This window comes from Nocardioides luteus, from assembly GCF_015752315.1.
Taxonomy (GTDB): Bacteria; Actinomycetota; Actinomycetes; order Propionibacteriales; family Nocardioidaceae; genus Nocardioides.
On record NZ_JADOVJ010000001.1, the window covers coordinates 5332074 to 5354753 of the forward strand.

Here is a 22680-nt window from a genome sequence, read left to right on the forward strand (position 1 = left end):
TCGGCGGGTCTTTCCGGGACAGTAGCGCCGGGTCAGCGGAGGGCGGCGGTGGCGGCCGCGAGCGCGGTGACGCGGTCCCAGTCGCCGGAGGCGAGCGCGTCGGCGGGGGTGAGCCAGGAGCCGCCGACGCAGCCGACGTTGCGGAGGCCGAGGTAGCTGGGCGCCGTCGCGAGCGAGATGCCGCCGGTGGGGCAGAAGCGTGCGTCGGGGAGCACCGAGGGCAGCGAGCCCAGGAACTTGGCGCCGCCCGAGGCCTCGGCCGGGAAGAACTTCATCGCGGTGTGGCCGGTCTCGAGGACCGCGAGGGCCTCGGAGACGGTGGCGGTGCCGGGCAGGAACGGCAGACCGGTGTCGCGCATCGCGCCGAGCAGGGTCGGGGTCGCTCCCGGCGAGACGAGGAACTGGGCCCCGGCCGCGGCGGCCTCCTTGGCGAGCAGCGGCGTGGTCACGGTGCCGGCGCCGATCAGGACCTCCGGCACCTCGGCCGCGATGGCCCGGATGGCGTCCAGCGCCACCGGCGTACGCAGCGTCAGCTCGACCACGGGCACGCCACCCTCGGCGAGGGCGCGAGCCACCGGCACCGCCTGGTCGACGGCGTCGACGACGACGACCGGGATCACCGGGGAGAGGTCGAGCAGGTCGGTGGACTTCAGGTCAGACATGGACGGGGCTCTCCTGGGACGATGCGGCGCTCTGCTGGATGGGAGCGAAGGGGAAAACGGAGGCGCCGGTGTCGGCAGAGCCGACGGTGGCACGGAAGGCAGCGAAGAGCTCACGGCCGGTGCCGCGCCACTCCGCGTCGAGCGGCGCGCGGCCGGTGGTCGGCCGGTGCGCGAACTCGTCGGGGTCGACCCCGATGCTCAGGGTGCCGGCGACGGCGTCGACGGTGATCAGGTCGCCGTCCTGCACGCGGGCGAGCGGTCCGCCGAGCGCGGCCTCGGGCGTGAGGTGGATGGCGGCGGGCACCTTGCCGGAAGCGCCGGACATCCGGCCGTCGGTGACGATGGCGACGTGCTGACCGCGGTCCTGCATCACGCCGAGCGCCGGGGTGAGCTTGTGCAGCTCGGGCATGCCGTTGGCCGCGGGGCCCTGGTAGCGGATCACCGCGACGAAGTCGCGACCGTCGAGGCGCTTCTCGGAGAAGGCGGTGAGGAAGTCGGCCTGGTCGTCGAAGACCACCGCCGGGGCGGAGACCACCCGGTGCTCGGGCGCCACCGCGGAGGTCTTGATGACAGCGGTGCCGAGGTCGCCGGTCAGGACCCGCAGGCCGCCGTCGGGGGAGAACGGGTCGTCGGCCGGGCGCAGCACGTCGAGGTCGCCGGAAGTGGGCGCACCCTCGACCAGCTCGATCTCACCGTCGCGGGTGAGCCGGGACTCCTGGGTGTAGGCCGACAGCCCCGGGCCGAGGATCGTGGTGACGTCCTCGTGAAGCAGCCCGGCCTCGAGCAGGGTGCGGATCAGGAAGCTCACGCCACCCGCGGCGTGGAAGTGGTTCACGTCGGCGGAGCCGTTGGGGTACATCCGGGTGAGCAGCGGCACGACCGGCGACAGGTCGGAGAGGTCGCCCCAGGTCAGCTGGATCCCGGCGGCGCGGGCGATCGCGACCAGGTGCATGGTGTGGTTGGTCGAGCCACCCGAGGCGAGCAGCGCGACGCAGGCGTTGATGATCGACTTCTCGTCGATCATCTCGCCGATGCCGGGACCACCCGTGAGCGCCAGCTCGGTGGCGCGCTCGGCGGCGGCGCGGTTGAGCGCGGCGCGCAGGAGAGTGTCCGGCGAGGCGAACGAGGAGCCCGGCAGGTGCAGGCCGAGCACCTCCATCAGCAGCTGGTTGGAGTTGGCGGTGCCGTAGAAGGTGCAGGTGCCGCGGGAGTGATAGCTGGCGGCCTCGGCCTCGAGCAGCTCCTCGCGGGTGGCCTCGCCGGCTGCGTACCGCTGGCGGACGCGGGCCTTCTCCTTGTTGGGGAGGCCGGAGGACATCGGGCCGGCCGGGACGAAGACGGTCGGCAGGTGGCCGAACGAGAGGGCGCCGATCAGCAGCCCCGGCACGATCTTGTCGCACACGCCCAGCATCAGCGCCGCGTCGAACATGTCGTGCGAGAGGGCGATCCCGGCCGACATCGCGATCACGTCGCGGGAGAAGAGGGAGACCTGCATGCCGTCGCGGCCCTGGGTGATGCCGTCGCACATGGCGGGTACGCCGCCCGCGACCTGCGCCAGCCCGCCGGCCCGCATGACCGCGGCCTTGAGGAGCGGCGGGTAGGTCTCGTAGGGCGCGTGCGCCGAGAGCATGTCGTTGTAGGAGGTCACGATCGCGACGTTGGGCTTGGCCGCGGGGGTGATCACCTTGAGCTCGGCCTTCGTCGGCGCGGTGGAGGCCGCGAAACCGTGGGCCAGGTTGCTGCACGCGAGCCGGCCGCGGGCGGGCCCGGCAACACGGGCTGCCGCGATGCGGGCCAGGTAGTCGGCCCGGGTGGCGGCGGAGCGCTCGATGAGGCGCGCGGTCACGTCGGCGACGGTGGGGGAAACGGCAGTCACGGGTCCTCCAAAGACAGTGTGCTTTGGCACACAATGACATGATCTTTGGATCGATACAAGTAAATCTTTGGTACGACGAAGACATAAGTAGCGTACGCTCACCTCATGCCCGAGATGACAACCGCCGCCGACGTACTCGATCTGGTGCGCTCCGGACGCGCCGTGACCCGCAGCGATCTGCAGAAGACGACCGGCCTGTCGCGTACGGCCGTGGTCTCCCGGGTCTCGGCCCTCGTCGACGCCGGGCTGATCCTCACCGGCGAGGAGCTCGCCTCCACCGGTGGCCGGCCGCCGGGATCGCTCACCTTCAACGCCGACGCCGGCGTCGTCCTGGCCGTCGCGATCGGGCGCTCCCGCAGCCAGCTCGCCGTCTTCGACCTCGACGGCCGAGAGCTCGCCGGCGACACCCGTGACCACGAGGTCGGCATCGCGGCCGACGACCTGATGCCCGACGTGACCGACCGGCTGGAGCGGCTCCTCGAGGGCATCGCCCCGCCGGTCCTGGGCGTCGGGATGAGCCTGCCGGGTGTCGTCGACCCCGTCCGCCTGGTCTCGGTCGACTCACCGGTGATGCGGGGCTGGGACGGCGTCGCGCTCGCCCCCTACTTCGAGCGGCTCACCGACGGGCCGTTGGTGCTCGTCAACGACACCGACGCACTGGCCACGGCCGAGCTCTTCGGGAGCGGGCTGCACCCGCGTGACGCGCTCGTCGTGAAGGCGTCGACCGGCCTCGGTCTGGCCGTCATCGCCGACGGCAAGGTGCTGCGCGGCCACGCCGGCGCCGTCGGCGAGATCGGGCACACCCGGGTCGAGTCCGCCGGCGAGCGCCCCTGCCGCTGCGGCGCGACCGGCTGCCTCGAGACCGTCGCCGCGGGCTGGGCGCTGACCCAGGGGCTGGTCGACTCCGGCGTCTCCGCCGGCCACATCCGCGACCTCGTCGCCGCCGCACTGGCCGGCGACGCCATCGCCCGGGGTCTGCTGCGCGAGGCCGGCCGCCAGCTCGGCGAGGTGCTGGCGATCGCGATCAACCTGCTCAACCCCGAGGTCGTGGTCATCGGCGGCGACATGGCCGCCGCGTTCGACCTGTTCACCGCGGGGGTACGCGAGACCGTCTACTCGCGCTCCACCGCCCTGGCCACCCGCGACCTGACCTTCGTGCCCTCCACCCACGCCGACTCGACCGGCATGGTCGGTTGCGCAGCGGTGGCGATCAACCACCTGCTCTCCCCCGAGCGCCTCGACGCCCACCTGGGCGCCGGCACCAGGTAGCCCTGGCCGGGTCGACCAAAGGTCAGGGCGTCGCGACCGTGAAGGCGGCCTCGACCTCGGCGTAGACGGTGATGTCGTCGGGGTCGAAGGCCAGGTCGGGGGCCGCCGACCCAGCGTCCGCGAACTTGGCGGCGGCCGGCATGGCCATGGCCGCCGACTCGTACGCCACCTCGCGGCTGACCCCGACGTCGTTGATGCTCCGGACCGCGACCGGGCCGAGGTCGAGGGCATCGGCGTAGTCCTGCGCACGCACCTTGGCCTGGCGCACCGCCTCCTGACGTACGTCCCGCTCGACCTTCAGCCGACTGTCCTTGGTGAGCCGCCAGGAGACCTCGTGGACCTGGAGGCCTTCGTCACCGGCCGAACCGCCGACCCAGGTCGCCAGGGCCGTGAAGTCGACGAACTCGACCGCGAGACCCACGGACGCACGGTGCACGAGCGGCAGCCGCTTGCCGTCCTGGTTCCAGGGCCGCTCGGCCGAGGTGCGCACCCGCTGGACCAGGAACCGCTCGACCGCGCCCTCCTGCTCGAGCCGCTCGAGCTCCATACGCACGCCGTGCAGCCCGCGCTGCAGCCGCTCCATCACCGGCTCGGGCGAGGCGCCCTCGAACCGGATCTCGGCCGAGACCACCCCACGCTCCGGAGCCACCTCGACACTGTGTGACCCACGCACCTTGATCAGGATCTCGCTCATGCCAGGAAACGTACGCCGTCAGGACCTATCCTCACCAGCGTGAATGAAACGAGCCGCCTGCGCCAGATGACAGGACGCGACCCGTACGAGGAGCATCGGGCCGCGACACCCTTGGAGCTGCTCTTCGATCTCACCTTCGTCGTGGCCTTCGGGGTGAGCGGCAACGAGCTGGCCCATCAGCTCGCGGAAGGCCACGTGGCGGCCGGGATCGTCGCGTTCTGCTTCGCGTCGTTCGCGATCTGCTGGGCGTGGATCAACTACTCCTGGATGGCCTCGGCCTACGACACCGACGACTGGGCGTTCCGGCTGCTCACGATGGTGCAGATGGTCGGCGTGATCATCATGGCGCTCGGCCTGCCGGAGATGTTCGAGAGCGTCTACGAGGGCGAGCGGCTCCACAACGAGATCCTCATCGCCGGGTACGTCGTGATGCGGGTCGCCCTCTGCGGCCAGTGGATGCGCGCCTGGCGCCAGGATCCCGCCCGGCGCGGCGCGCACCGGGTCTACCTGATCACGATCCTCACGGCTCAGGTGCTCTGGTGCGTCATCGCCGTCCTGCCGCTCGACGTGGCGACCGCCTTCGCCGCGGCAGCGGTGCCACTGGTCATCGAGCTGGTCGGCCCGTTCATCGCCGAGCGCCACTTCGGCGGCACGCCCTGGCACGCCCACCACATCGCCGAGCGCTACGGCCTGCTGACGATCATCACGCTGGGCGAGGGCGTGATCGGCACCGTCGCGGTGCTGTCGGTGATCGTCCACGACCCGGAGATCGGCTGGACCCTCGAAGCGATCCTCCTGCTCGCGGCCGGGATCGGCCTGACCTTCGGCCAGTGGTGGACCTACTTCATGATCCCCTGGGCCGAGGTGCTCCACCGCCGCCGCGACCGCTCGTTCCTGTGGGGCTACGGACACATCCTGATCTTCGCCTCGATCGCGGCCACCGGCGCCGGCCTCCACGTCGCCGCCTACCTGATGCAGGGCGAGTCCACGCTGGGTGAGGTCGGCACGGTCGCGTCGGTGACCATCCCGGTCGCGGCGTACGCCCTGCTCCTCTACGTCCTCTACAACTCGTTCCTGCACGTGATCGACCCGTTCCACATCCTCCTTGTCGCGCTCACCGGTGTCGTGCTGGTCGCGAGCGTGGTGATGGCGGCCGCAGGAGTGCCGGTGTCGTGGTGCCTCATCGTCGTCGCGCTGGCGCCCGTGGTGACCATCGTCGGCTACGAAGCCGTCGGGCACCGCCACCTGGCCGCCCACCTCGAGGCACTCTGACCCGGCCTGCGGATACCTGATGTGTGGGGATGCCGGTGGGCCAGCTGCTGTCCACAGGTTCCCCACGCTCCGGAGCGTGGGGAACCTACCTGCGGGTGGGGACCTCTCCCCACGGGTGGGTCATCAGGCCTTCGGCTCGGGGCCGGGGTCGCCGTCCTCCGTCTCCTCGGCATCGTCGATCTGCTCGGCGGTGACTGCCCCTTCACCAGGAACGGTCTCGTCGTCGCCGGCCGCGAGGAGGCCGTAGAGCTTGCGGCGGGTGTCGGCGAGGATGTCGGCCGCGGCCTGGCGCTGGGCGTCGGTGCCGGAGGTGGCGAGCTGCCAGACGGCGGGGAGCACCTGGGCGAGCTCGCCGCCGAGGATGCCGAAGCCGGCGAGGTCGCCAACGCCCTGTCCGCGGCCACCACGGCCACCGGCCCGGGCGTTGTCGACGGCCTTGTCGAACGGCTTCCACACCGCGGCCAGCTCGTCCTTGTGCTCGGCGGCGTAGGTCTTGCCGGCCTCGGTCAGCCGGATCGCGCGGCGGCCGTGCTCGTCGTCGGACTCCACGAGGCCCTCGTCCTCGAGCTGCTGGATGGTCGGGTAGACCGAGCCGGGGCTCGGCCGCCACTCACCCGAGCTGCGCTCGGAGATCTGCTGGATCACCTGGTAGCCGTTGATGACCTGGCCCTGCTCGGCCGCTTCGGCCATCACGTAGATGATCGCGGACCGTACGTCACCACGACGGACCCGGGGACCGGGCCGCTGCGGGGGCTGGTTGTCGAAGCCGAGCAGTGCCGCGATCCACGGTGGCGGACCGGCCGGTCCGCGACCGCGACCGTGGTGGCCGCCCTGCCAACCTGGGCCGCCGGGGCCGCCCCATCCGGGACCGCCCCAACCGGGACCACCCTGCCAGCCATGGGAGCGGCGCGGGCCGCCCTTGCCGAACTCTCGACCCATCTGGTCGATCCACTCACCCCAAGGGTTGTTGCTGTAGCTCATCAGTTTCTCTCTCATTCGGAAGACCGGATCGCGTTCCTTCGCGATATATCGTGATCGTACGCCGCTCACGATGCCCGTTCAAGCCAAATGAAGGGAGCCCCCGAAGATCCGGGGGCTCCCTGAGTCAGACCCTGAGGGTCGTCGCTCCGATCAGACGCCAGGCGTCGGCGGCGGAGTCGGGGTCTGCGCGGTCGGCGCGGCCGCACGCGAGGCAGCACTCTCGGCCTGGAGCCGCTCCAGCTGCCGGGCGGCAGCGTCGCGACCACCGAGGCCGAAGGCGAGCGCCGCGGCAGCGGCACCACCGACGACCACGGCACCGAAGCCGAGGTTGATGATCGAGTCGGCCAGACCCATGAACTTCAGCCCGATCGCGACGAACAGCACGATCGTGGCGTACTTCAGGATCTGCGAGGCCGACCCGGGCACCAGCTTGGCGATGACACCGGCGATCACGACACCGGCGGCGATGATCGCGCCACCGAAGATGACCTTGCCACCCAGCTCGAGCACCTCGCTGATGAACGCGGTGATCTGCGGGAACTCCAGCATCTGCGCCGCCATCACGGCGAAGAAGAGCACGATGCCGATCTGGATCACCTTGGTGATCGCCGGAGTCGCGCTCTGGCCGGCGGGCAGCACGTCCATCGAACGGAGCGCGTTGTCGAAGCCGAGCCCGTCGATGATCTGGCCCAGGATGTCGGCGGCGAAGCGGGCGATGAGCACCCCGATGCCGAGCAGGATCGCAGCGGCGATGAGCTTCGGGATCGCCGCCAGGATCATGTTGAGCATGCCCTCGGCAGGCTCCGAGATCGAGCTGATCCCGAGGATCTGCAGAGCGGCGATGGCCACCACGATCATGATGATGGCGTAGAGCACGAGACCAATGACCTTGACGATCTGCGCAGCAGTGCCCGCGGGCACAGCCGGTGCGTCGTACGGGTCGGCGGTGTCGTCGACACCCACCGTCGAGTCAACGCGGCCGGAGAGCTTGCTGCCACTGCCGATCCACTTGTCGAACGGGACCGCACCGAGCGCGGTCTCGACGAGCTGGCGGACGACCTTGGCGACGAGCGCGCCGACAATGAAGACGAAGACCGCGCCGATGAGGTTGGGCAGGAAGCCCAGCACCCCGTCGAGCAGGCCCTGGATCGGCGTCAGCACGTTGCTGAGCTCGAACAGGTCCAGCAGCGCGATCAGGCCGAAGAGCCACACCAGCAAGCCGGCTACAGAGCCGAGGCTCTTGCCGATGGTGTCCCCGTCATTTCCAGCCTTCTGGAGCACCGGGATCTTCGAGGTCAGCTTCGCGAACGCCCAGGCGACGATCTTCGCGATGATCCACGTGACCAGGATGATGACGATCGCGGCGAGCACTTTGCTCCCGAGAGCCACCCAGTCGATGTCCTTCACGGCATCCATTTGTCTCCCCCCTCAATAGGGTTCTTGAGAAGGTGCCTGAGATCGACGAGCAGCCCGAGTGATGCGCGCAACAGGCACCTCTGCTTCCAGAGACGTTCGTCCAGATGGAGCCATGAAGCAAGTTTGGCGCTCCAGCGGACGCAAATAAGCCAATGATTTACATTTCCGGGCTTACTGTCGCGAACGCGGCGAAACGTGCCCTAGGAGACCAACCAGGCCGCGTACGCATCGAAGGAGTAGGGCCGGCCGAGGAAGTCCGCCACCAGGTCGGCGGCGTCCTTCTCGCCTCCGCGGGCCAGCACGAGGTCGCGGTAGCGGCCGGCCACCTCGGGAGCGAACAGGTCGTCCCGGTCGAAGGCGCTGAACAGGTCCTTCGCGATGACCAGCGACCACATGTAGGTGTAGTAGGCCGAGGAGTAGCCGCCCAGGTGGCCGAAGTTGGCGAAGAAGTGGGTGCCGTCGAGGTAGGGATAGGGCGAGTACGCCGCCTGCAGCTCCTGCAGCCGCTTGGTGAGGTCCTCGGGCTGCTCCTTGTGGAACCAGTAGGAGATGGCGGCGTAGAACATCTGCTGCCGCGCGTGGTAGCCCTTGCCGAAGTCGTCCGCGGCCCGCATCCGCGCCACCAGGTCGGCCGGGATCGGCTCGCCGGCCTCGTTGGTGGCGAAGGTCTGCAGCACGTCGGCGTCCCAGGCCCACTCCTCGAGCATCTGACTGGGCGCCTCGACGAAGTCCCACTCCGTCGCGACACCGGAGAACCGCGCCCACTCGCCCTGTCCACCGAGCACGTGGTGGATCAGGTGGCCGAACTCGTGGAAGAGGGTCACCACGTGGTCGTGCTCCATCAGGCCTCGGGAGAAGTTGCAGACCAGCACGCCCTCGGGAAGCTGCCGGCCGGCCACGCCCGGGGCCAGATCGAACTGTGCGGCGTGCTTGTACTTGCCCTCGCGGGGGTGCAGGTCGAGATAGATGCGGCCGAGACGCTCGGCACCGTCGCGCGGGTAGACGTCGAAGACGCTCACGTCCTCGTGCCAGGTGACCACGTCGGCGACCGGCTCGTAGCGCAGCCCGAAGAGCCGCCCGGTGACGTCCAGCAGGCCCTGGTGCACCTTCGCGAAGTCGAAGTAGGTGCGCACCACCTGGCTGTCGACGTCGTACTTCTCCTGCCGCACCAGCTCCTCGTAGTAGAGCGCGTCGGCCGCGGACACCGCGCTGGCCCCCGGGACGTCGCGCTCGTAGCGGTCGAGGAGCACCTCGAGGTCGCGCTTCATCCGTCCTTCGGCGGCACCGGCGATCTTGTCGATGAACTCCGGGATCGCCGGCCCGTCGCCGATCATCTTCACCGCGGCGTCAAAGGCCGGCCAGTCCTCGTAGCCGACCAGGTTGGCCAGCTCGTGGCGCAGCGCGAACATCTCCTTGAGGACCGCGTCGTTGTGCGGCCAGCCGCGCTCGAGCCCGGCGACCGTGACGGCGCGACGGATCGCCGGGTCCTTCACGAACATCCGCGCGGGCAGCGCGTCGGGGTAGTCGGTGGTGATCTCGACGAGCCCCTTGTCGTTGACCGGGTGGGCCTCCAGCCAGTCGGCCGGCATCCCGTCCAGCTGCTCGGGCGTGGCCGTGGTGATGCGTACGTCGTCCCTGGTCACGCGGGAGAACTCGAGGTTGAGCTCGGTGAGCCGTTCGTTGATCTCGGTGAGCCGGGCCCGGGTGGCCTCGTCACGGTCGACACCGGCGCGGGTGAAGTCCTGCAGCGTCTTCTCCAGCAGCCGGGCGGCGAGCGGGTCGAGCGCCGCGGTCTGATCCTCCGGGAGCTCGGCGAAGACGCGGTAGAGCGCCTGGTCCTGGGTGAGCTCGGTGCGCAGCCGGTCGACCTCCACCTCGGTGTCCTCGCACGCAGTGCGGACCGCCTCGACGGGGTGGACGTTGGCGAGCAGGCCGGCCATCCCGCCGAGCGAGCCGAGCTCGAGCGAGAGCTGGTCCCAGGCCTTCAGCACCTCGATCGCCCGGCTCGGCGGCGCGGTCCGCAGCTGTTCGGCCAGCTCGCGCACGTGGGTCAGCGTCGCTGACGTACGCTCCTTGACCCAGCCCTCCGCGGCCTCGGTGTCGGGCAGGACGAGCGGCTCTGGCGTACTCATGCGGCAAGCCTGCCACGACCCTGTCAGTAGAGGATGTAGTTCCTCGTCATCTGCACCGGAGCCGTGGTCAGAGGTACCAGCCACAGCCGTCCGCAGGCAGTGGTGGTGCGACGGACGGAGACCCACTTCCAGCCGGTCGTGCTCGACCAGGCGTTGACCGTGCCGACCTTCGTCGAGCCGAGCAGGACGGTCATCTTGCCCTGGTGCGGTCCCTTGTGGACACGGAGCCGGGCACCCTTCGCGCAGAAGGCACCGTTGGATCGCTGCTTCCCGTAGCGTGTCGAGACGTAGACGACGTCCGGACCGTAGGAGTCACCCTCCAGGTTGAGCTTGGAGACCAGGTTGGGCTGGCAGCACCACGAGAACGTCTCGCCAGCGCGCATCGGACCGTGGGAGCAGTGCCAGCCGGACCACGCCGAGGTCAGCCCGGCGGCGTCCTTGGCGCGGACCCGGAAGCAGGCCACGCCGCCCGACTCCACGGTGGTGGTGACCGAGGTCCTCGACGGGTAGAGCCAGGTGCTGGAGCCGTCGGTGCGCCAGACATAGCTGGCCGCGCTCATCTTCGCGGGCGAGGATGCCGTGCTGCTCCGGGGTGCGGCCTTGACCTGCACCTGATAGCCGGCGATGCCGGCGTCGTCGCTCGCGGCGTACGTGAAGGCGGGATGCCACCAGATGATCCCGGTGGTCTTGACCGGCAGCCAGGTGCGGACGGTCGCCTTGGTGATCCGTGGCGCGGTGTTGGCCGCCGCAGGCTGGGACGTCAACAGCCCGGCACCGAGCAGTCCGGCGACGAGAAGGGTGAGGAGATGCGTCCGAAGACGGCGGTGGGGGATCAACGAAGCTCCTGCGAGAGACCGGCACCGAGGAGTGCCCGATAGAGGCGCTGCCAAGCGCAGCGGACGTACCCTAGCGGGCATCCTCCACGGTCGCCCCACCTGTCCCCCGGCGGGTCAGTCCTCCCAGGAATACTCGTTCGGGAAGCGGTGGACCTCCTGCGGCCAGTCGAGGCAGACCGCCACCCGGCCGGCCCAGTAGCGCGCCGCCTCGTCGTCGGCCACGTCGATGACCGTGAAGCCACCGATGTGCTCCTTGGTCTCGACGAAGGGGCCGTCGGTGAAGACGGCCTCGCCGTCCTTGGTCTCGACGCTGAAGAGCGCGGTCGAGGCGTCGATCCCTCCGTTGGCGTAGACGAAGACCCCGGCGGCCTTCATCTCGTCGAGCACGGCCTTCGAGGCGAAGCTCTTCTCGCGCAGCTGCTCCGTCGTGTGCTCGGCCACCCACTCGTCGTTGAACGCGATCATGTACTCAGGCATCCGTGTGATCTCCTCGTCTCCGGGGCGGTCCGGTGACCGCCACTCACTCTTCCTACGAACGCCCCTGCCCCGATCCGACAGCCTCGGGCGAAATTCTTTCAACTACCTCCGAGCTGGTCCCGGCGCCTGGTCAGCAGCGCGACCTCGGCAGCGTTCTCGGCGAGCTCGATGGCCCGGTCGTACGCCGCGCGGGACTCGCCGCTGCGGCCGAGCCGGCGCAGCAGGTCGGCCCGGGTGGCGTGGAAGGCGTGGTAGTCCTCCAGGTCGAGCCGGTCGATCTCGGCGAGCGCGACCTCGGGGCCGTCCAGCTCGGCGATGGCGATCGCACGGTTGAGCCGGACGATCGGTGAGGCGTCGACCCGGATCATCTGGTCGTAGAGCGCGACGATCTGGGACCAGTCGGTGTCACGGGCGTCCCGCACCGAGGTGTGGACGGCGTTGATGGCGGCCAGGATCTGGTAGCGCCCGGGCCGCGGGCCCCCGTTGGCGACGACGGCGAGCCGCTCGCGCACGAGCGCGTGGCCCTCGGCGATCAGGGCGAGATCCCAGGAGCCGCGGTCCTGCTCGTCGAGGCGGACCAGCTCGCCGTTCGCCGACACCCGGGCCGTACGCCGCGCCTCGATCAGCAGCATCAGGGCCAGCAGGCCGGCGACCTCGCCGTCGTCGGGGAGCAGGACCCGGACCAGCCGGGTCAGCCGGATCGCCTCGGCGGTCAGGTCGCTGCGTACTGCGTTCTCGTGGTCGCCGGAGGAGAGATAGCCCTCGTTGAAGACCAGGAAGAGGACCGCCAGGACGCCCGAGACCCGCTCGGGGAGGTCGGCCGTCTCGGGGACGCGGTAGGGGATGTGGGCGGCCTTGATCTTGTTCTTCGCCCGGGTGATCCGTTGACCCATGGTGGTCTCCTGGACCAGGAAGGCCTTGGCGATCTCGGGAACGGTCAGGCCGCCGACCATACGCAGCGTCAGCGCCACCCGGGCCTCGGGTGCGAGCGCGGGGTGGCAGCAGGTGAACAGCAGCCGGAGCCGGTCGTCCTCGATCGCTCCGAGAGGCTCGTGCGGGGTGTCATCGTGCATCGCGACGGCCTCCTTCTGCTTGTCGTCACGCTTGGACTCGCGGCGGATCCGGTCGATCGCGCGGCGGTTGGCGGTGGTGGTGAGCCAGGCGCCGGGGTTGGGAGGTACGCCGTCGAGCGGCCAGCGCTCGACTGCGATCGTGAACGCCTCGGCCGCGGCGTCCTCGGCGATGTCGAGGTCACCGAAGCGGCGGGTGAGGCTGGCGACCACCCGGGCCCACTCCTCCTGGTGGGCCCGGGTGATCGCCTCGTCGACCTCGATCAACGGCGGGTCACGCCTCGGGGCCGGTCTGCATCGGTCGCACCTCGACCTTGCCGAGGCACGCGGCCGACGCCTCCGCCGCAAGCTTGAGCGCGACGTCGAGGTCGGGGACGTCGATGATCCAGAAGCCCGCCATGTACTCCTTGGCCTCTGCATAGGGGCCATCCGTGATGATCGGCTTCTCGCCCTGGCCATCGACGACGGTCGCCGTCTTCGCGGCGTCGAGGCCGTCGGCGAAGACGAAGTAGCCCTCCTGCTGAAGCTTGTCGTTGAACTTCCCGGTGGCCTCGAACGAGGCCATCATCTCCTCCTCCGAGGCGTAGCCGTAGTGCTCCTTCTCGTAGTCCGAGTCGGGACCCCAGACGGACATCAGGTACTTGGCCATGGTGCTCACTCCTTCGTGTCGGACGGCCCCGGTGGCCGCCTCTCACCCCTGCTACGAACCTCTACACCCCGATCCGACACCTCTCATCGGAATTTCTCCAGGTAAATTCAAGTCCTTACCATGGGTAACCATGTTGGAGACCCTTCAGAAGTGAGCATCACCGCAAAGCTCAAGGGGGCCGTGGCCGACACCCGCCCCCTCCAGGAGCCGCACTTCCGGCGCCTGTGGACCGCCGGGATCGTCACCATGATCGGCGCGCAGCTGACCGTGGTCGCGGTGCCGGCCCAGATCTACGCGGACACCGGCTCGTCGGCGTACGTCGGGCTGACGGGCGTCTTCGGACTGGTCCCGCTGATCGTCTTCGGCCTCTACGGCGGTGCGCTCGCGGACCACTTCGACCGGCGTACGATCCTGATGGTCTCGACCACCGGGCTGATCGTCACCAGTGCGCTCTTCTGGCTGCAGTCGGCGCTCGGCAACACCAACGTGTGGGCGCTGCTGTGCCTCTTCTCGGTGCAGCAGGCCTTCTTCGCGGTCAACCAGCCGACCCGGAACTCGCTGCTCCCCAAGATCCTGCCCGCGCACCTGCTGCCGGCCGCCAACTCGCTCAACATGACGGTCTTCCAGGCCGGCGCGATCGCCGGTCCGCTGGTCGCCGGGGTGATGCTCCCGTTCACCGGGTTCACCTGGCTGTACGCCATCGACACGGTCACCCTCTTCGCGACGCTCTACGCGGTCGTGCTGCTGCCGCGGATCCCCGTCGAGGGCGCCGGCTCGAAGGTGCCCGGACTGCGGTCGGTGTGGGACGGCTTCGCCTACCTGCGCCACCAGCCGGTGCTGCTGATGAGCTTCGTGGTCGACCTGATCGCGATGGTCTTCGCGATGCCGCGGGCGCTGTTCCCGCAGATCGCGCACGAGTCCTTCGGCGGACCCTCCGAGGGCGGCATCGCCTTCGCGCTGCTCTTCGCCGCCATCCCGGCCGGCGCCGTGATCGGCGGCATCTTCTCCGGCTGGGTCTCCCGCATCGAGGCCCAGGGGCGCGTGGTCATCTGGTGCATCGCCGTGTGGGCCCTCGGGATCACCCTGTTCGGGCTCACCGTGACATTCGCCGACCACTTCACCGCTCTGATGCTGGGGCTCGGCGTGCTCTTCATGATGGTAGCCGGCGCCGCCGACGTGGCCTCGGCGGCCATCCGGATGTCGATCCTGCAGTCGGCGGCCGACGACAACGTACGCGGCCGGCTGCAGGGGGTCTTCACGGTCGTCGTCGCGGGCGGCCCGCGCGTGGCCGACGTCCTGCACGGAGGCGCGGCGGCCGTGGTCGGCACCGCGATCGCGACCACCGGCGGTGGCCTGCTCAACCTCCTCGGGATCGCGCTGTGCGCGCTACTCGTCCCGAGCTTCCTCGCCTACCGGGTCAACCGGACCGCGCCCGCCCAGGACGAACTCGCGAAGTAGCCCGGCGAGCAGCTCGGGCTGGTCGATCGGCACCAGCGTCGAGGAGTCCTTGACGATCTCCAGGCGCGCGTCGGGATAGTGCGCGGCCAGGCGCGGACCGTGCTCGGCGGGCATCAGGGTGTCCTGGTCGGCCCAGACCACGAGCACCGGCTTGGTGAACTTCTGCTGCCCCTCGGCCAGCTCGAGCAGCTCGTCGCGCCCGGGCGCGCCGCCGGCGAACTTGATGAAGTCGCGGCGGATGGCCTTGTCGGTCAGCGCCGGGGCGAACCAGCCGTGCACGAGGTCGTCGTAGAGGTGATAGTCCTTGTCGACCGACATCCCGCCGTAGCCCGAGCGCGCCTGCCGGAAGCTCTGCATGCGGAACAGCTGCAGCCCGGCGGTGAACAGCGGCGGCACCTTGGAGAGCACCGCCAGCGGCCTGGCCGCCTTGGGCGGGTAGTTGTCGAAGGCCTCGCACGCCACCAGCGCCAGCCGCCCGATGCGGTCGGTGCGGCCCTCGTTGATGAGGAACTGGCCGCCGCCCCAGTCGTTGAGGACGAGGGTGACGTCGTGGAGGTCGAGCGCGTCGAGGAAGTCACCGAGGATGTTGGCCACGCCGAGCTGGCTGAGGTCGGCGTCGGGGTTCATCGGCTTGCGGTGGCCGCCGAGCGGCAGGGTCGGCCGGATCACCCGGAACCCACTCAGGTAGGGCATCGAACGACGCCACAGACGGCCGTCCATCGGCACTCCGTGGAGGAGTACGAGGACAGGGCCGTCACCGCCGGTATCGTCGAAATCGATCGGACCGGCCGACAGCTGGACGCTGGGCATTCAGTGGGCTCCTCGAAGCAATGACGTGGGGTGCCCACACCTTGCCCCCCGGGGAACCCCCGTGCAACGGGAATCGCCCATTTCCCCACGCATCTGGGTATATCGCGGGTCTTAAGTCCCTGAGCCTCTAGGGCCATGTGATACACCCATGGGTTTCGGACGGGCCCGGTCCGCTCAGAGCCCTTCGGGCAGGTCCTCGGCGGCGGCGAACGCCTCGATCGCCTTGGCCGGACCGCGCTCGTCGATCATCGCGATGAGGTCGGCGAGGTCGTCACGACGGTCCTGCGCGACCAGCCAGGCCATCAGGCGCTGGCCGCGCGGGACGGTGGTCTCCTCGAACGGGACACCGGCGTCGTACCAGAGCTCGAGGACGACCTCGCGCAGCAGCGACCAGTAGCGGTCGGGGTCCTCGGTGGCGGGGTTGACGGCCGCACGGAAGTGCTCCCACATGTCGATCGGGAGGATCTCGGTGCGCAGCGTCCGCATCAGCTTCTCCGAGCCCGAGGCCGCCACGAGCTCGACGGTCTGCCGCTTGGTGGTGATCCGCTCGGTCAGGTTGGCGATCTGGGCGCGCTTCTGGGTGGCGGAGGAGAGGTCGGAGCGGACGCGCCAGTCGTAGACGACGTCGGTGAGCACGTCGAAGTTCCGGGCGGCCAGGAACGCCTTCGTCAGGGCCACCTGGTCCTGGTAGCGGGTGCGCTCGGGGAAGGTGATGTCGTTGTCGGTCCAGAAGGAACGCCGGAAGATCTTGTTCCACACGAACACGTCCGCGAGCATCAGCGGCGCGTCCTCGATCCGGCACCTGAGGCGCGTGCGGGTGTGGTTGCGGCGCATCAGCGGGGTGACGTACCTCCGCTCCTCGCCGTTCACGACGGTGATGCGCTCGGCGGAGCCGACCGCGAAGTCGGAGCCCGTACGCCGCAGCGTCTTGATCATCGAGCTCCACGCGTCGCGGGGCAGGATGTCATCGGGGTCGACGAAGGTGAGCAGGTCGCCGGAGGTGGCCTCGACGCCGGTGTGGCGGGCGATGGAGACCCCGGAGTTGGGCTGGGTGATCAGAGTGACCCGAGGGTCCTTCGCGGCGATGTCCTTGACGATCTCGGCCGAGCCGTCGGTCGAACCGTCGTCGACGACGACGACCTCGATGGCGCAGACCTCACGCAGCGGCTGGCGCAGGATGCTGTCGAGGCTGTCGGCGACGTAGTCGGCCACGTTGTAGACCGGCACGACCACACTGAGCAGCCTCGGCTTCCTCCTCCTGAATCCCCCCACGCGCATAGACTCTAAATGGGTGCGCATCAACGCGACCTAGCGATACTGAGCGTGTCGACCTCAGACCCGTCCGTGGCGATGACTTCGAGGTCGAGCCGGGCCTTCCCGTGGGCGTCACGCGGGTGCGCGTCGAAGAACGCGACCGAGTGGGTGGCGTCGCCGACGGCACGGTAGGTCGTGGGCTCCGGGATCTTCAGGCCGTTCTTGTCCGTGTAGTAGGAGAGCACGGGCAGGACGTCGGGGTAGGTCGAGCCGCCACCGCCGCCGGCGGTGATGTAGATCGTGCCCTGGCCGGTGTCGACCGTGGACCCGCGCGGCGCCTCCTGGACCGGCTTGCCGCCGCGCATCAGGTGGGTGCGCTCGTAGCAGTGGTTGTGGCCGTTGATCACCACGTCGACCTGGTAGCGGTCGAAGAGCGCCTCCCAGCGGTCGCGGATGCCGCCGTCGGAGGCGTGCGCGATGTTGGTGCAGTAGGCGCACTGGTGGAAGCCGACGAGGATGAAGTCGATGTCGTCACGGGCCCGGAAGTCGGCCAGCCGCTGCTCGAGCCAGCTGTCCAGGGTCTCACCGAGGTAGCCCGCGTTCCGGGTGTACTCGTACGTCGCGTCGTTGCCGTCGAGGGCGATGAAGGCCACGTTGCCGCGGACGAAGGAGTAGGTCTCCTCACCGCCGCCGGCACCGTTTCCGGGGTGGCGGAAGCGGGCCCGGTAGCCGTCGTAGCCGAGCTCGCCGTTGCCGTTCTCCATCTCGTGGTTGCCGACGACCGTCATCCACGGGATGGCGTTGGCGCTGGGCTGGATCTGGGTCAGGAACTCGTCCCACACGCCGAAGTCCTGCTGCAGCTCCCCGCTCTTGCCCTGGCCGCCGGTGTCCGCGTAGGCGATGTCACCGACCACGAACGCGAACTCGGCGCCCTGCTGGCGGATCAGGTTCACGTTGCGGGCGGCGTCCTCGGCCACGCCCATGTCGCCGAAGGCGGCGAAGCGGAAGCTCTCCCTGCCCTTCGGGGCGGTGGTGAACGAGCCCCTGGTCGGCGTACCCCCGTCGTGGCTGAGGCGGTAGTAGTAGCGCGTGCCGGGCTTCAGGTCGCTGAGGTCGACGTGGTGGTAGATGCTGTCGACGCGGATCGAGGAGAGCGACTCGGGCCGGAGCGTGAGGCCGTAGTCGGGCGTGACACCGAGGTCGAGCCGCGGCGCCTTCACCGAACCGGCGGTCGACCAGGAGACGTTCATCTGCCGGACCGGGTTGGCACCGTAGGACAGATGTACGCCGGTGGCCGGTGCGGCCGACCTGGCAGCCTGGGTCCACAGCAGCGGGCCGGTGACGACACCGGCGCCGCCGATCAGACCGGTCTTGAGCAGGGTGCGCCTGGACGGGCCGACACGGGTGGGGCCGGAGTGGGGGCTGACGGTCACGGGAGGATCAACGCATAGGTAGACGAGACGTTAGGCCACGTCCGGTGTCTCCAGGGTGAACGAGTGGTGAGAAGTTAGACGCTCGCAGCATGCGATACGGCCATTTGCGCGCCGAAGGCTGCGTTGTCGCGTACGAGCGCGATGTTGGTCGCCAGCGAGTCGCCGCCGGTCAGCTCGACGATCCTGGCCAGCAGGAACGGGGTGATGTCCTTGCCGTGGATGTCGCGAGCCTCGGCGTCGGCGAGGGCCTGGTCGATGTGTTTCCCGATCACCTCGCCCGGGATCTCGTCGGCGACGGGGACCGGGTTGGCGATGACCAGGCCACTGGGGAGACCGAGGTCCCAGGTCGCCTTCATCACCGCGGCCGCCTCGTCGGGACCGTCGATGCGCAGCGGCGCCGCGAACCCGGAGCTGCGAGAGTAGAAGGCCGGGAACTCGTCGCTGCCGTTGACCAGGACGGGCACCCCGTAGGTCTCCAGCGTCTCGAGGGTCAGGCCGATGTCGAGGATCGACTTCACGCCGGCGCTCACCACCGCGACCTGGGTGCGGGCGAGCTCGGTCAGGTCCGCGGAGATGTCGAAGGACGTCGCCGCACCCCGGTGTACGCCACCGAGCCCACCGGTCACGAACGTCCTGATCCCGACCATGGCCGCCAGGCGCATGGTCGCCGCGACCGTGGTCGCACCGTGGAGGCCGCGGGCGACGACGTAGGGGAGGTCGCGGACGCTGACCTTCGTCACGTCGGGGTCGGAGGCGAGGAGCTCGAGGTCGTCGTGGGACAGCCCGGCGCGAGGGATGCCGCCGAGCAGCGCGATCGTGGCCGGGACGGCGCCGTTGTCGCGCACGATCTGCTCGACCTCGGTGGCCATCTTGACGTTGTCGGGGTAGGGCATGCCGTGGCTGATGATCGTCGACTCCAGCGCGACGACCGGGCGCCCCTCGGCGAGCGCGACCCCGACCTCCTCGGTGAGCCGGACCTTCATGCCAGCTCCCGCACGAGACTCTCGCTGAGGTCCATCCGGACGGTGTCGTGGGTGCCGCAGGTCAGCGCGGCCGCGGCGTGGCCGAACCGCGCCGCCTCGACCAGGTCGACGTCGCGGAGCAGCTCGTGGGTGAACGCCGCGAGCATCGCGTCGCCCGCACCGGTCACGTCGACGACCTCTGTCGGCACCGCGGGAAGCTCCTGGTAGATGTCGTTGTAGCTGATCACCGAACCGCGGGCGCCGAGACGCACCCAGACGACGCCGACACCACGGTCGTGCAGCGAGTGGACAGCCTTCTCGATCTCCGCGTCGGTGCCGGCGGGCAGGTCGGTCAGCGCGGCCAGCTCGGCTTGGTTGGGCGTGACCAGGTAGAGCTCGCGGTCGGCGCGGATCAGGTCCCGCGCGCGCCTCGCCTTCGGCACCGAGACCGGGTCGAACACGACCGGCACGTCGAACTCGTGGGCGAGGTCGATCGCCACCTCGGCCGTGCGGACCGGGATGTTGCCCTCGACGAGCACCCCGCGAGCGGTCCTGATCATGTCGCGCGCGGCCTCCACGACCAGCGGCGAGAACTCGTCGGTCGCGGCCATGTCGGCCACGGCGACCACCAGCTCACCGGAGGAGTCGAGCACGGCGTTGTAGGTGCCGGTGCGTACGTCTGCCCGGCGGCGGACATAGGTGCAGTCGACGCCGACGTCCTCGGTGTAGCTGATCACCTCGTCACCGATCGGGTCGTCCCCGACGACCGAGACCAGCGCCACCGAGTCACCCAGCCGGGCCAGGTTCTCGGCCACGTTCCGGCCGACGCCCCCGGGCGAGAGGCCGGCGGATCCGGACATGCTCGAACCCATCACCACCTGCTCGTGTGCCCGAGCGTGGAGATCCATGTTGGAGCCGCCGATCACGACGATATCTGGCGGTATGTGCGGGTTCATCACCTGCATCGTAAGTGGGGTTCACAGATAGCGCCCCCTCATAAAGTATGAACTTGGCGCCGCCCCGACGTGTCCCTGCTCTCAGCCGCGGTTCGTCACCTACCGCCGGACGGCGTCGCGCCGCGGATGCTAGATTCCGCCGGTCCGGCGCGAATACGCCTCAGGGGGTATGTGCTCAGGGTCGCCCGGCACCGTCCCCACCTCGGCAGCGCCGTCGCCGGCGCTGACTCGTCTCGAAGGCAGCACACATGTCTCTACATCGGCGCAGGATCGCGCTGATCTCCGCCTCGACGGCAGCCGCCGTCCTGAGCGCGGCTCTCACGTTCACCCCGGCACCGGCAACGGCCGAGACCTCCGCCGACGAACCCCGCCCCATCGTCCCGACGCTCGAGTACGCCACCAGCGGCACCGTCCACAACTCCGTCTCGGGTTCGACCACCTTCGACCCGTGGGACGACCGGACCTGGGTCGGCTTCTGCGACTCCGCCGAGGTCGACCCCGAGGAGGACTACGGCACGGTGATCATCGACGCCTGCGGTGAGACTCCCTCGAGCCAGCGCATGGTCTGGGACTTCGACCAGAGCGTGCTGGCGGAGCTGTCCCCGGAGGACATCGAGTCGGCGACGTTCCAGGTCAGGGCCGACCTCGCCTGGGTGGACAAGGAGACCTGCCGGCAGGGTGCGCTCGAGCTCTACCAGGACGCCGACTGGTCCCAGAGCCCCGTGGGCGTCAAGACGTACGCCGCCAGCGGCTGCGAAGGCGCGCAGGCATGGAACGGCTACTTCGGGTTCGACGCCACCGACCTCGCCAAGCAGGCCGCGGCCGGCGACGGTTCTCTGACGGTCGGCCTCAAGGCGGCCGACGAGACCTGCATGTCCTGCGGCTGGAACCAGGTCAAGAGCGGGACCCTGCAGATCGTCTTCAACCGCGCCCCCGAGGCCCCGGCGGACCTCCGGGTCGGCACGTTCTACCCGGGCACCCAGCCGTGCACCTCGACACCGCAGTGGCTGAACAGCGACATCTACGCCAGTGCGTACGTCGCCGACCCGGACACCTCGCACCACAACGGCTCCGAGAAGGTGACCGCGACGTTCCAGGTCTTCCCGGCCGGCCAGTCGCCGGAGGGCACGCCGCTCTTCGAGCTCACCGCCACCGAGCAGTACGCCGACGCCCGGATCGCCGTCAAGATCCCGCCCGAGCTGCTGGCGGACGGTGCCCTGTACGACCTCTGGGTCACCCCTCAGGACGGTTACGGCGCGGTGGGCGACGCCGCGCACTGCACCTTCGGCGTGGACCGCACCGACCCGGAGCCTCCGACGATCACCCCGGTCGTCGGTGGCGAGGCCGTCTACGTCGCGGACGAACCCCGCGGGGGCGCCGGGATCCCCGGCTACTTCTGGATCAGCGGTGGCGGCTCCGACGTCGACACCTACCGGATCTCCGGAGGCTCGAGCGCATCGTGCGGCACCGGGACCTCGTCACCCGCGACCGCGACGACCGGCTTCTCCTACACCCCCGACTCGCGCGCGGTGTACCTGGAGGGACGCGTCGTCGCCTGCGCGGTCGACAAGGCCGGGAACTGGAGTCAGACCTCGACCTACGTCTTCGACCTGGCGAGCAGCGACAGCGTCGTGGCGACACCGCCGGCGATCACGGTGAGCGGTGGCTCCTCCTACAGCTACGGCAGCAGCTACACCTCCGCCGTCACGCTCAGCACGGACGCGGCGACCCCGTACGGCGGGGTCATCGTGAGCGAGGGTTCCACCGTCCTCGGCGGCGCGACGTTCGACGCTCGCACGAAGTCGGTGACGATCCCGGCGAAGAAGCTCGCCGTCGGCTCGCACACGCTCACCTACGCCTACCAGGCCTTCCCGGGCGCGCCGAAGTGGTCGACGACGAAGGTCGTCAAGGTGGTCGGCACGTTCGTCGCGCCGACGCCGACGATCAGCGGCACCGCCAAGGTCGGCAAGACCCTGACCGCGTCGCGGGGCACGTGGACGCCGACGCCGAGCACGGTGACGTACGTCTGGAAGGCGGGCACCACGACGATCAAGTCGAGCACGTCCAACCAGCTGGTCGTCCCGGCCTCGGCCAAGGGGAAGCAGATCACGGTGAGCGTGGTCGGGGCCCGGTCGGGCTACACGACGAAGACGGTGACCAGCGCGAAGACCGCCACGGTCGCGGCGGGCACGTTCACCGCTCCACGTCCCTACCTCAAGGGCACCGTCGAGTACGGCCACACCGTGACCGCGGTGCGCGGCACCTGGTCGCCGTCTCCGTCGTCGGTCACGTACGTCTGGAAGATCAACGGGACGGTCGTGAAGCGCGGGACGTCGTCCTCGCTGTTCCTCAGCAAGGCCTGGAACGGCAAGCAGGTCACCGTGACCGTGATCGGCTCACGGGCGGGGTACACGTCCAAGACGGTCACGTCGTACGCGAAGACGATCTGACCCGCCGGCGGGGCCGGGAGCGC

Annotated in this window: 19 protein-coding genes; 4 read left to right on the top strand and 15 right to left on the bottom strand. The window is 69.7% G+C overall.

Going from position 1 to position 22680, the window contains the following annotated elements; genetic code table 11:
* Positions 1 to 32: 32 nt before the first annotated feature.
* Positions 33 to 662 (bottom strand): bifunctional 4-hydroxy-2-oxoglutarate aldolase/2-dehydro-3-deoxy-phosphogluconate aldolase, encoded by a 630-nt coding sequence (gene eda, locus HD557_RS25530; RefSeq protein ID WP_196875924.1) that lies wholly within the window; start codon positions 660 to 662, stop codon positions 33 to 35.
* Entirely contained in the window at positions 655 to 2538 is a 1884-nt protein-coding gene (gene edd, locus HD557_RS25535; RefSeq protein WP_196875925.1) for a phosphogluconate dehydratase, read from the bottom strand. The genes eda and edd overlap by 8 nt, the downstream gene beginning before the upstream one ends.
* A gap of 105 nt (positions 2539 to 2643) precedes the next feature.
* On the opposite strand from edd, the gene HD557_RS25540 reads away from it, so the two are divergent.
* Positions 2644 to 3807, top strand: a complete 1164-nt coding sequence (locus HD557_RS25540; protein WP_196875926.1) for an ROK family transcriptional regulator — start codon at positions 2644 to 2646, stop codon at positions 3805 to 3807.
* A gap of 22 nt (positions 3808 to 3829) precedes the next feature.
* Here the strand turns inward: HD557_RS25540 and HD557_RS25545 are convergent, their stop codons facing one another.
* Positions 3830 to 4501, bottom strand: coding sequence for an SIMPL domain-containing protein (locus HD557_RS25545; protein ID WP_196875927.1), 672 nt, complete (start codon positions 4499 to 4501; stop codon positions 3830 to 3832).
* Between the two features lie 39 nt (positions 4502 to 4540).
* Between HD557_RS25545 and HD557_RS25550 the strand changes: the two genes are divergently transcribed.
* Entirely contained in the window at positions 4541 to 5773 is a 1233-nt protein-coding gene (locus tag HD557_RS25550; protein WP_196875928.1) for a low temperature requirement protein A, read from the top strand.
* A gap of 123 nt (positions 5774 to 5896) precedes the next feature.
* Here HD557_RS25550 and HD557_RS25555 read toward each other — a convergent pair whose 3' ends face one another.
* The 7 genes from HD557_RS25555 to HD557_RS25585 form a co-directional block, all read right to left on the bottom strand.
* Entirely contained in the window at positions 5897 to 6754 is an 858-nt protein-coding gene (locus HD557_RS25555; protein WP_196875929.1) for a PadR family transcriptional regulator, read from the bottom strand.
* A gap of 150 nt (positions 6755 to 6904) precedes the next feature.
* A complete protein-coding gene (locus HD557_RS25560) occupies positions 6905 to 8170 on the bottom strand; it encodes a mechanosensitive ion channel (RefSeq protein ID WP_196875930.1) in 1266 nt (421 codons plus the stop codon).
* Positions 8171 to 8370: 200 nt separating this feature from the next.
* A complete protein-coding gene (locus tag HD557_RS25565; protein WP_196875931.1) occupies positions 8371 to 10302 on the bottom strand; it encodes a M3 family metallopeptidase in 1932 nt (643 codons plus the stop codon).
* 23 nt (positions 10303 to 10325) lie between these two features.
* Positions 10326 to 11138, bottom strand: coding sequence for a hypothetical protein (locus tag HD557_RS25570; RefSeq protein WP_196875932.1), 813 nt, complete (start codon positions 11136 to 11138; stop codon positions 10326 to 10328).
* Between the two features lie 114 nt (positions 11139 to 11252).
* Entirely contained in the window at positions 11253 to 11615 is a 363-nt protein-coding gene (locus HD557_RS25575; RefSeq protein WP_196875933.1) for a YciI family protein, read from the bottom strand.
* Between the two features lie 98 nt (positions 11616 to 11713).
* Complete coding sequence (locus HD557_RS25580) at positions 11714 to 12952, bottom strand: RNA polymerase sigma factor (RefSeq protein WP_196875934.1); 1239 nt, start codon at positions 12950 to 12952, stop codon at positions 11714 to 11716.
* A 7-nt stretch (positions 12953 to 12959) separates the two neighbouring features.
* Positions 12960 to 13334, bottom strand: coding sequence for a YciI family protein (locus tag HD557_RS25585; RefSeq protein ID WP_196875935.1), 375 nt, complete (start codon positions 13332 to 13334; stop codon positions 12960 to 12962).
* 150 nt (positions 13335 to 13484) lie between these two features.
* Here HD557_RS25585 and HD557_RS25590 point away from each other — a divergent pair, with 150 nt between their 5' ends.
* Positions 13485 to 14792, top strand: coding sequence for an MFS transporter (locus HD557_RS25590; protein ID WP_196875936.1), 1308 nt, complete (start codon positions 13485 to 13487; stop codon positions 14790 to 14792).
* Here the strand turns inward: HD557_RS25590 and HD557_RS25595 are convergent.
* From HD557_RS25595 to HD557_RS25615, 5 genes are all read right to left on the bottom strand, one after another.
* Complete coding sequence (locus HD557_RS25595) at positions 14721 to 15602, bottom strand: alpha/beta fold hydrolase (protein WP_008355964.1); 882 nt, start codon at positions 15600 to 15602, stop codon at positions 14721 to 14723. The genes HD557_RS25590 and HD557_RS25595 overlap by 72 nt on opposite strands.
* Positions 15603 to 15776: 174 nt before the next feature.
* Positions 15777 to 16880, bottom strand: a complete 1104-nt coding sequence (locus HD557_RS25600; protein WP_374221692.1) for a glycosyltransferase family 2 protein — start codon at positions 16878 to 16880, stop codon at positions 15777 to 15779.
* 20 nt (positions 16881 to 16900) lie between these two features.
* Positions 16901 to 18289 (bottom strand): purple acid phosphatase family protein, encoded by a 1389-nt coding sequence (locus HD557_RS25605; RefSeq protein WP_196875937.1) that lies wholly within the window; start codon positions 18287 to 18289, stop codon positions 16901 to 16903.
* 74 nt (positions 18290 to 18363) lie between these two features.
* On the bottom strand, positions 18364 to 19272 hold the full coding sequence (locus tag HD557_RS25610) for a pseudouridine-5'-phosphate glycosidase (RefSeq protein WP_196875938.1): 909 nt from the start codon (positions 19270 to 19272) through the stop codon (positions 18364 to 18366).
* Positions 19269 to 20207, bottom strand: coding sequence for a carbohydrate kinase family protein (locus tag HD557_RS25615; protein WP_231380457.1), 939 nt, complete (start codon positions 20205 to 20207; stop codon positions 19269 to 19271). The genes HD557_RS25610 and HD557_RS25615 overlap by 4 nt, the downstream gene beginning before the upstream one ends.
* A 248-nt stretch (positions 20208 to 20455) precedes the next feature.
* On the opposite strand from HD557_RS25615, the gene HD557_RS25620 reads away from it, so the two are divergent.
* A complete protein-coding gene (locus tag HD557_RS25620) occupies positions 20456 to 22657 on the top strand; it encodes a hypothetical protein (protein WP_196875940.1) in 2202 nt (733 codons plus the stop codon).
* Positions 22658 to 22680: the final 23 nt, after the last annotated feature.

What these genes read in the sequence shown, in the direction of transcription:
- eda (WP_196875924.1), bottom strand. Translation starts at nt 662, where the DNA reads ATGTCTGACCTGAAGTCCACCGACCTGCTCGACCTCTCCCCGGTGATC.
- HD557_RS25540 (WP_196875926.1), top strand. Translation starts at nt 2,644, where the DNA reads ATGCCCGAGATGACAACCGCCGCCGACGTACTCGATCTGGTGCGCTCC.
- HD557_RS25545 (WP_196875927.1), bottom strand. Translation starts at nt 4,501, where the DNA reads ATGAGCGAGATCCTGATCAAGGTGCGTGGGTCACACAGTGTCGAGGTG.
- HD557_RS25555 (WP_196875929.1), bottom strand. Translation starts at nt 6,754, where the DNA reads ATGAGCTACAGCAACAACCCTTGGGGTGAGTGGATCGACCAGATGGGT.
- HD557_RS25560 (WP_196875930.1), bottom strand. Translation starts at nt 8,170, where the DNA reads ATGGATGCCGTGAAGGACATCGACTGGGTGGCTCTCGGGAGCAAAGTG.
- HD557_RS25565 (WP_196875931.1), bottom strand. Translation starts at nt 10,302, where the DNA reads ATGAGTACGCCAGAGCCGCTCGTCCTGCCCGACACCGAGGCCGCGGAG.
- HD557_RS25575 (WP_196875933.1), bottom strand. Translation starts at nt 11,615, where the DNA reads ATGCCTGAGTACATGATCGCGTTCAACGACGAGTGGGTGGCCGAGCAC.
- HD557_RS25585 (WP_196875935.1), bottom strand. Translation starts at nt 13,334, where the DNA reads ATGGCCAAGTACCTGATGTCCGTCTGGGGTCCCGACTCGGACTACGAG.
- HD557_RS25595 (WP_008355964.1), bottom strand. Translation starts at nt 15,602, where the DNA reads ATGCCCAGCGTCCAGCTGTCGGCCGGTCCGATCGATTTCGACGATACC.
- HD557_RS25600 (WP_374221692.1), bottom strand. Translation starts at nt 16,880, where the DNA reads ATGCGCGTGGGGGGATTCAGGAGGAGGAAGCCGAGGCTGCTCAGTGTG.
- HD557_RS25610 (WP_196875938.1), bottom strand. Translation starts at nt 19,272, where the DNA reads ATGAAGGTCCGGCTCACCGAGGAGGTCGGGGTCGCGCTCGCCGAGGGG.
- HD557_RS25615 (WP_231380457.1), bottom strand. Translation starts at nt 20,207, where the DNA reads ATGAACCCGCACATACCGCCAGATATCGTCGTGATCGGCGGCTCCAAC.
- HD557_RS25620 (WP_196875940.1), top strand. Translation starts at nt 20,456, where the DNA reads ATGTCTCTACATCGGCGCAGGATCGCGCTGATCTCCGCCTCGACGGCA.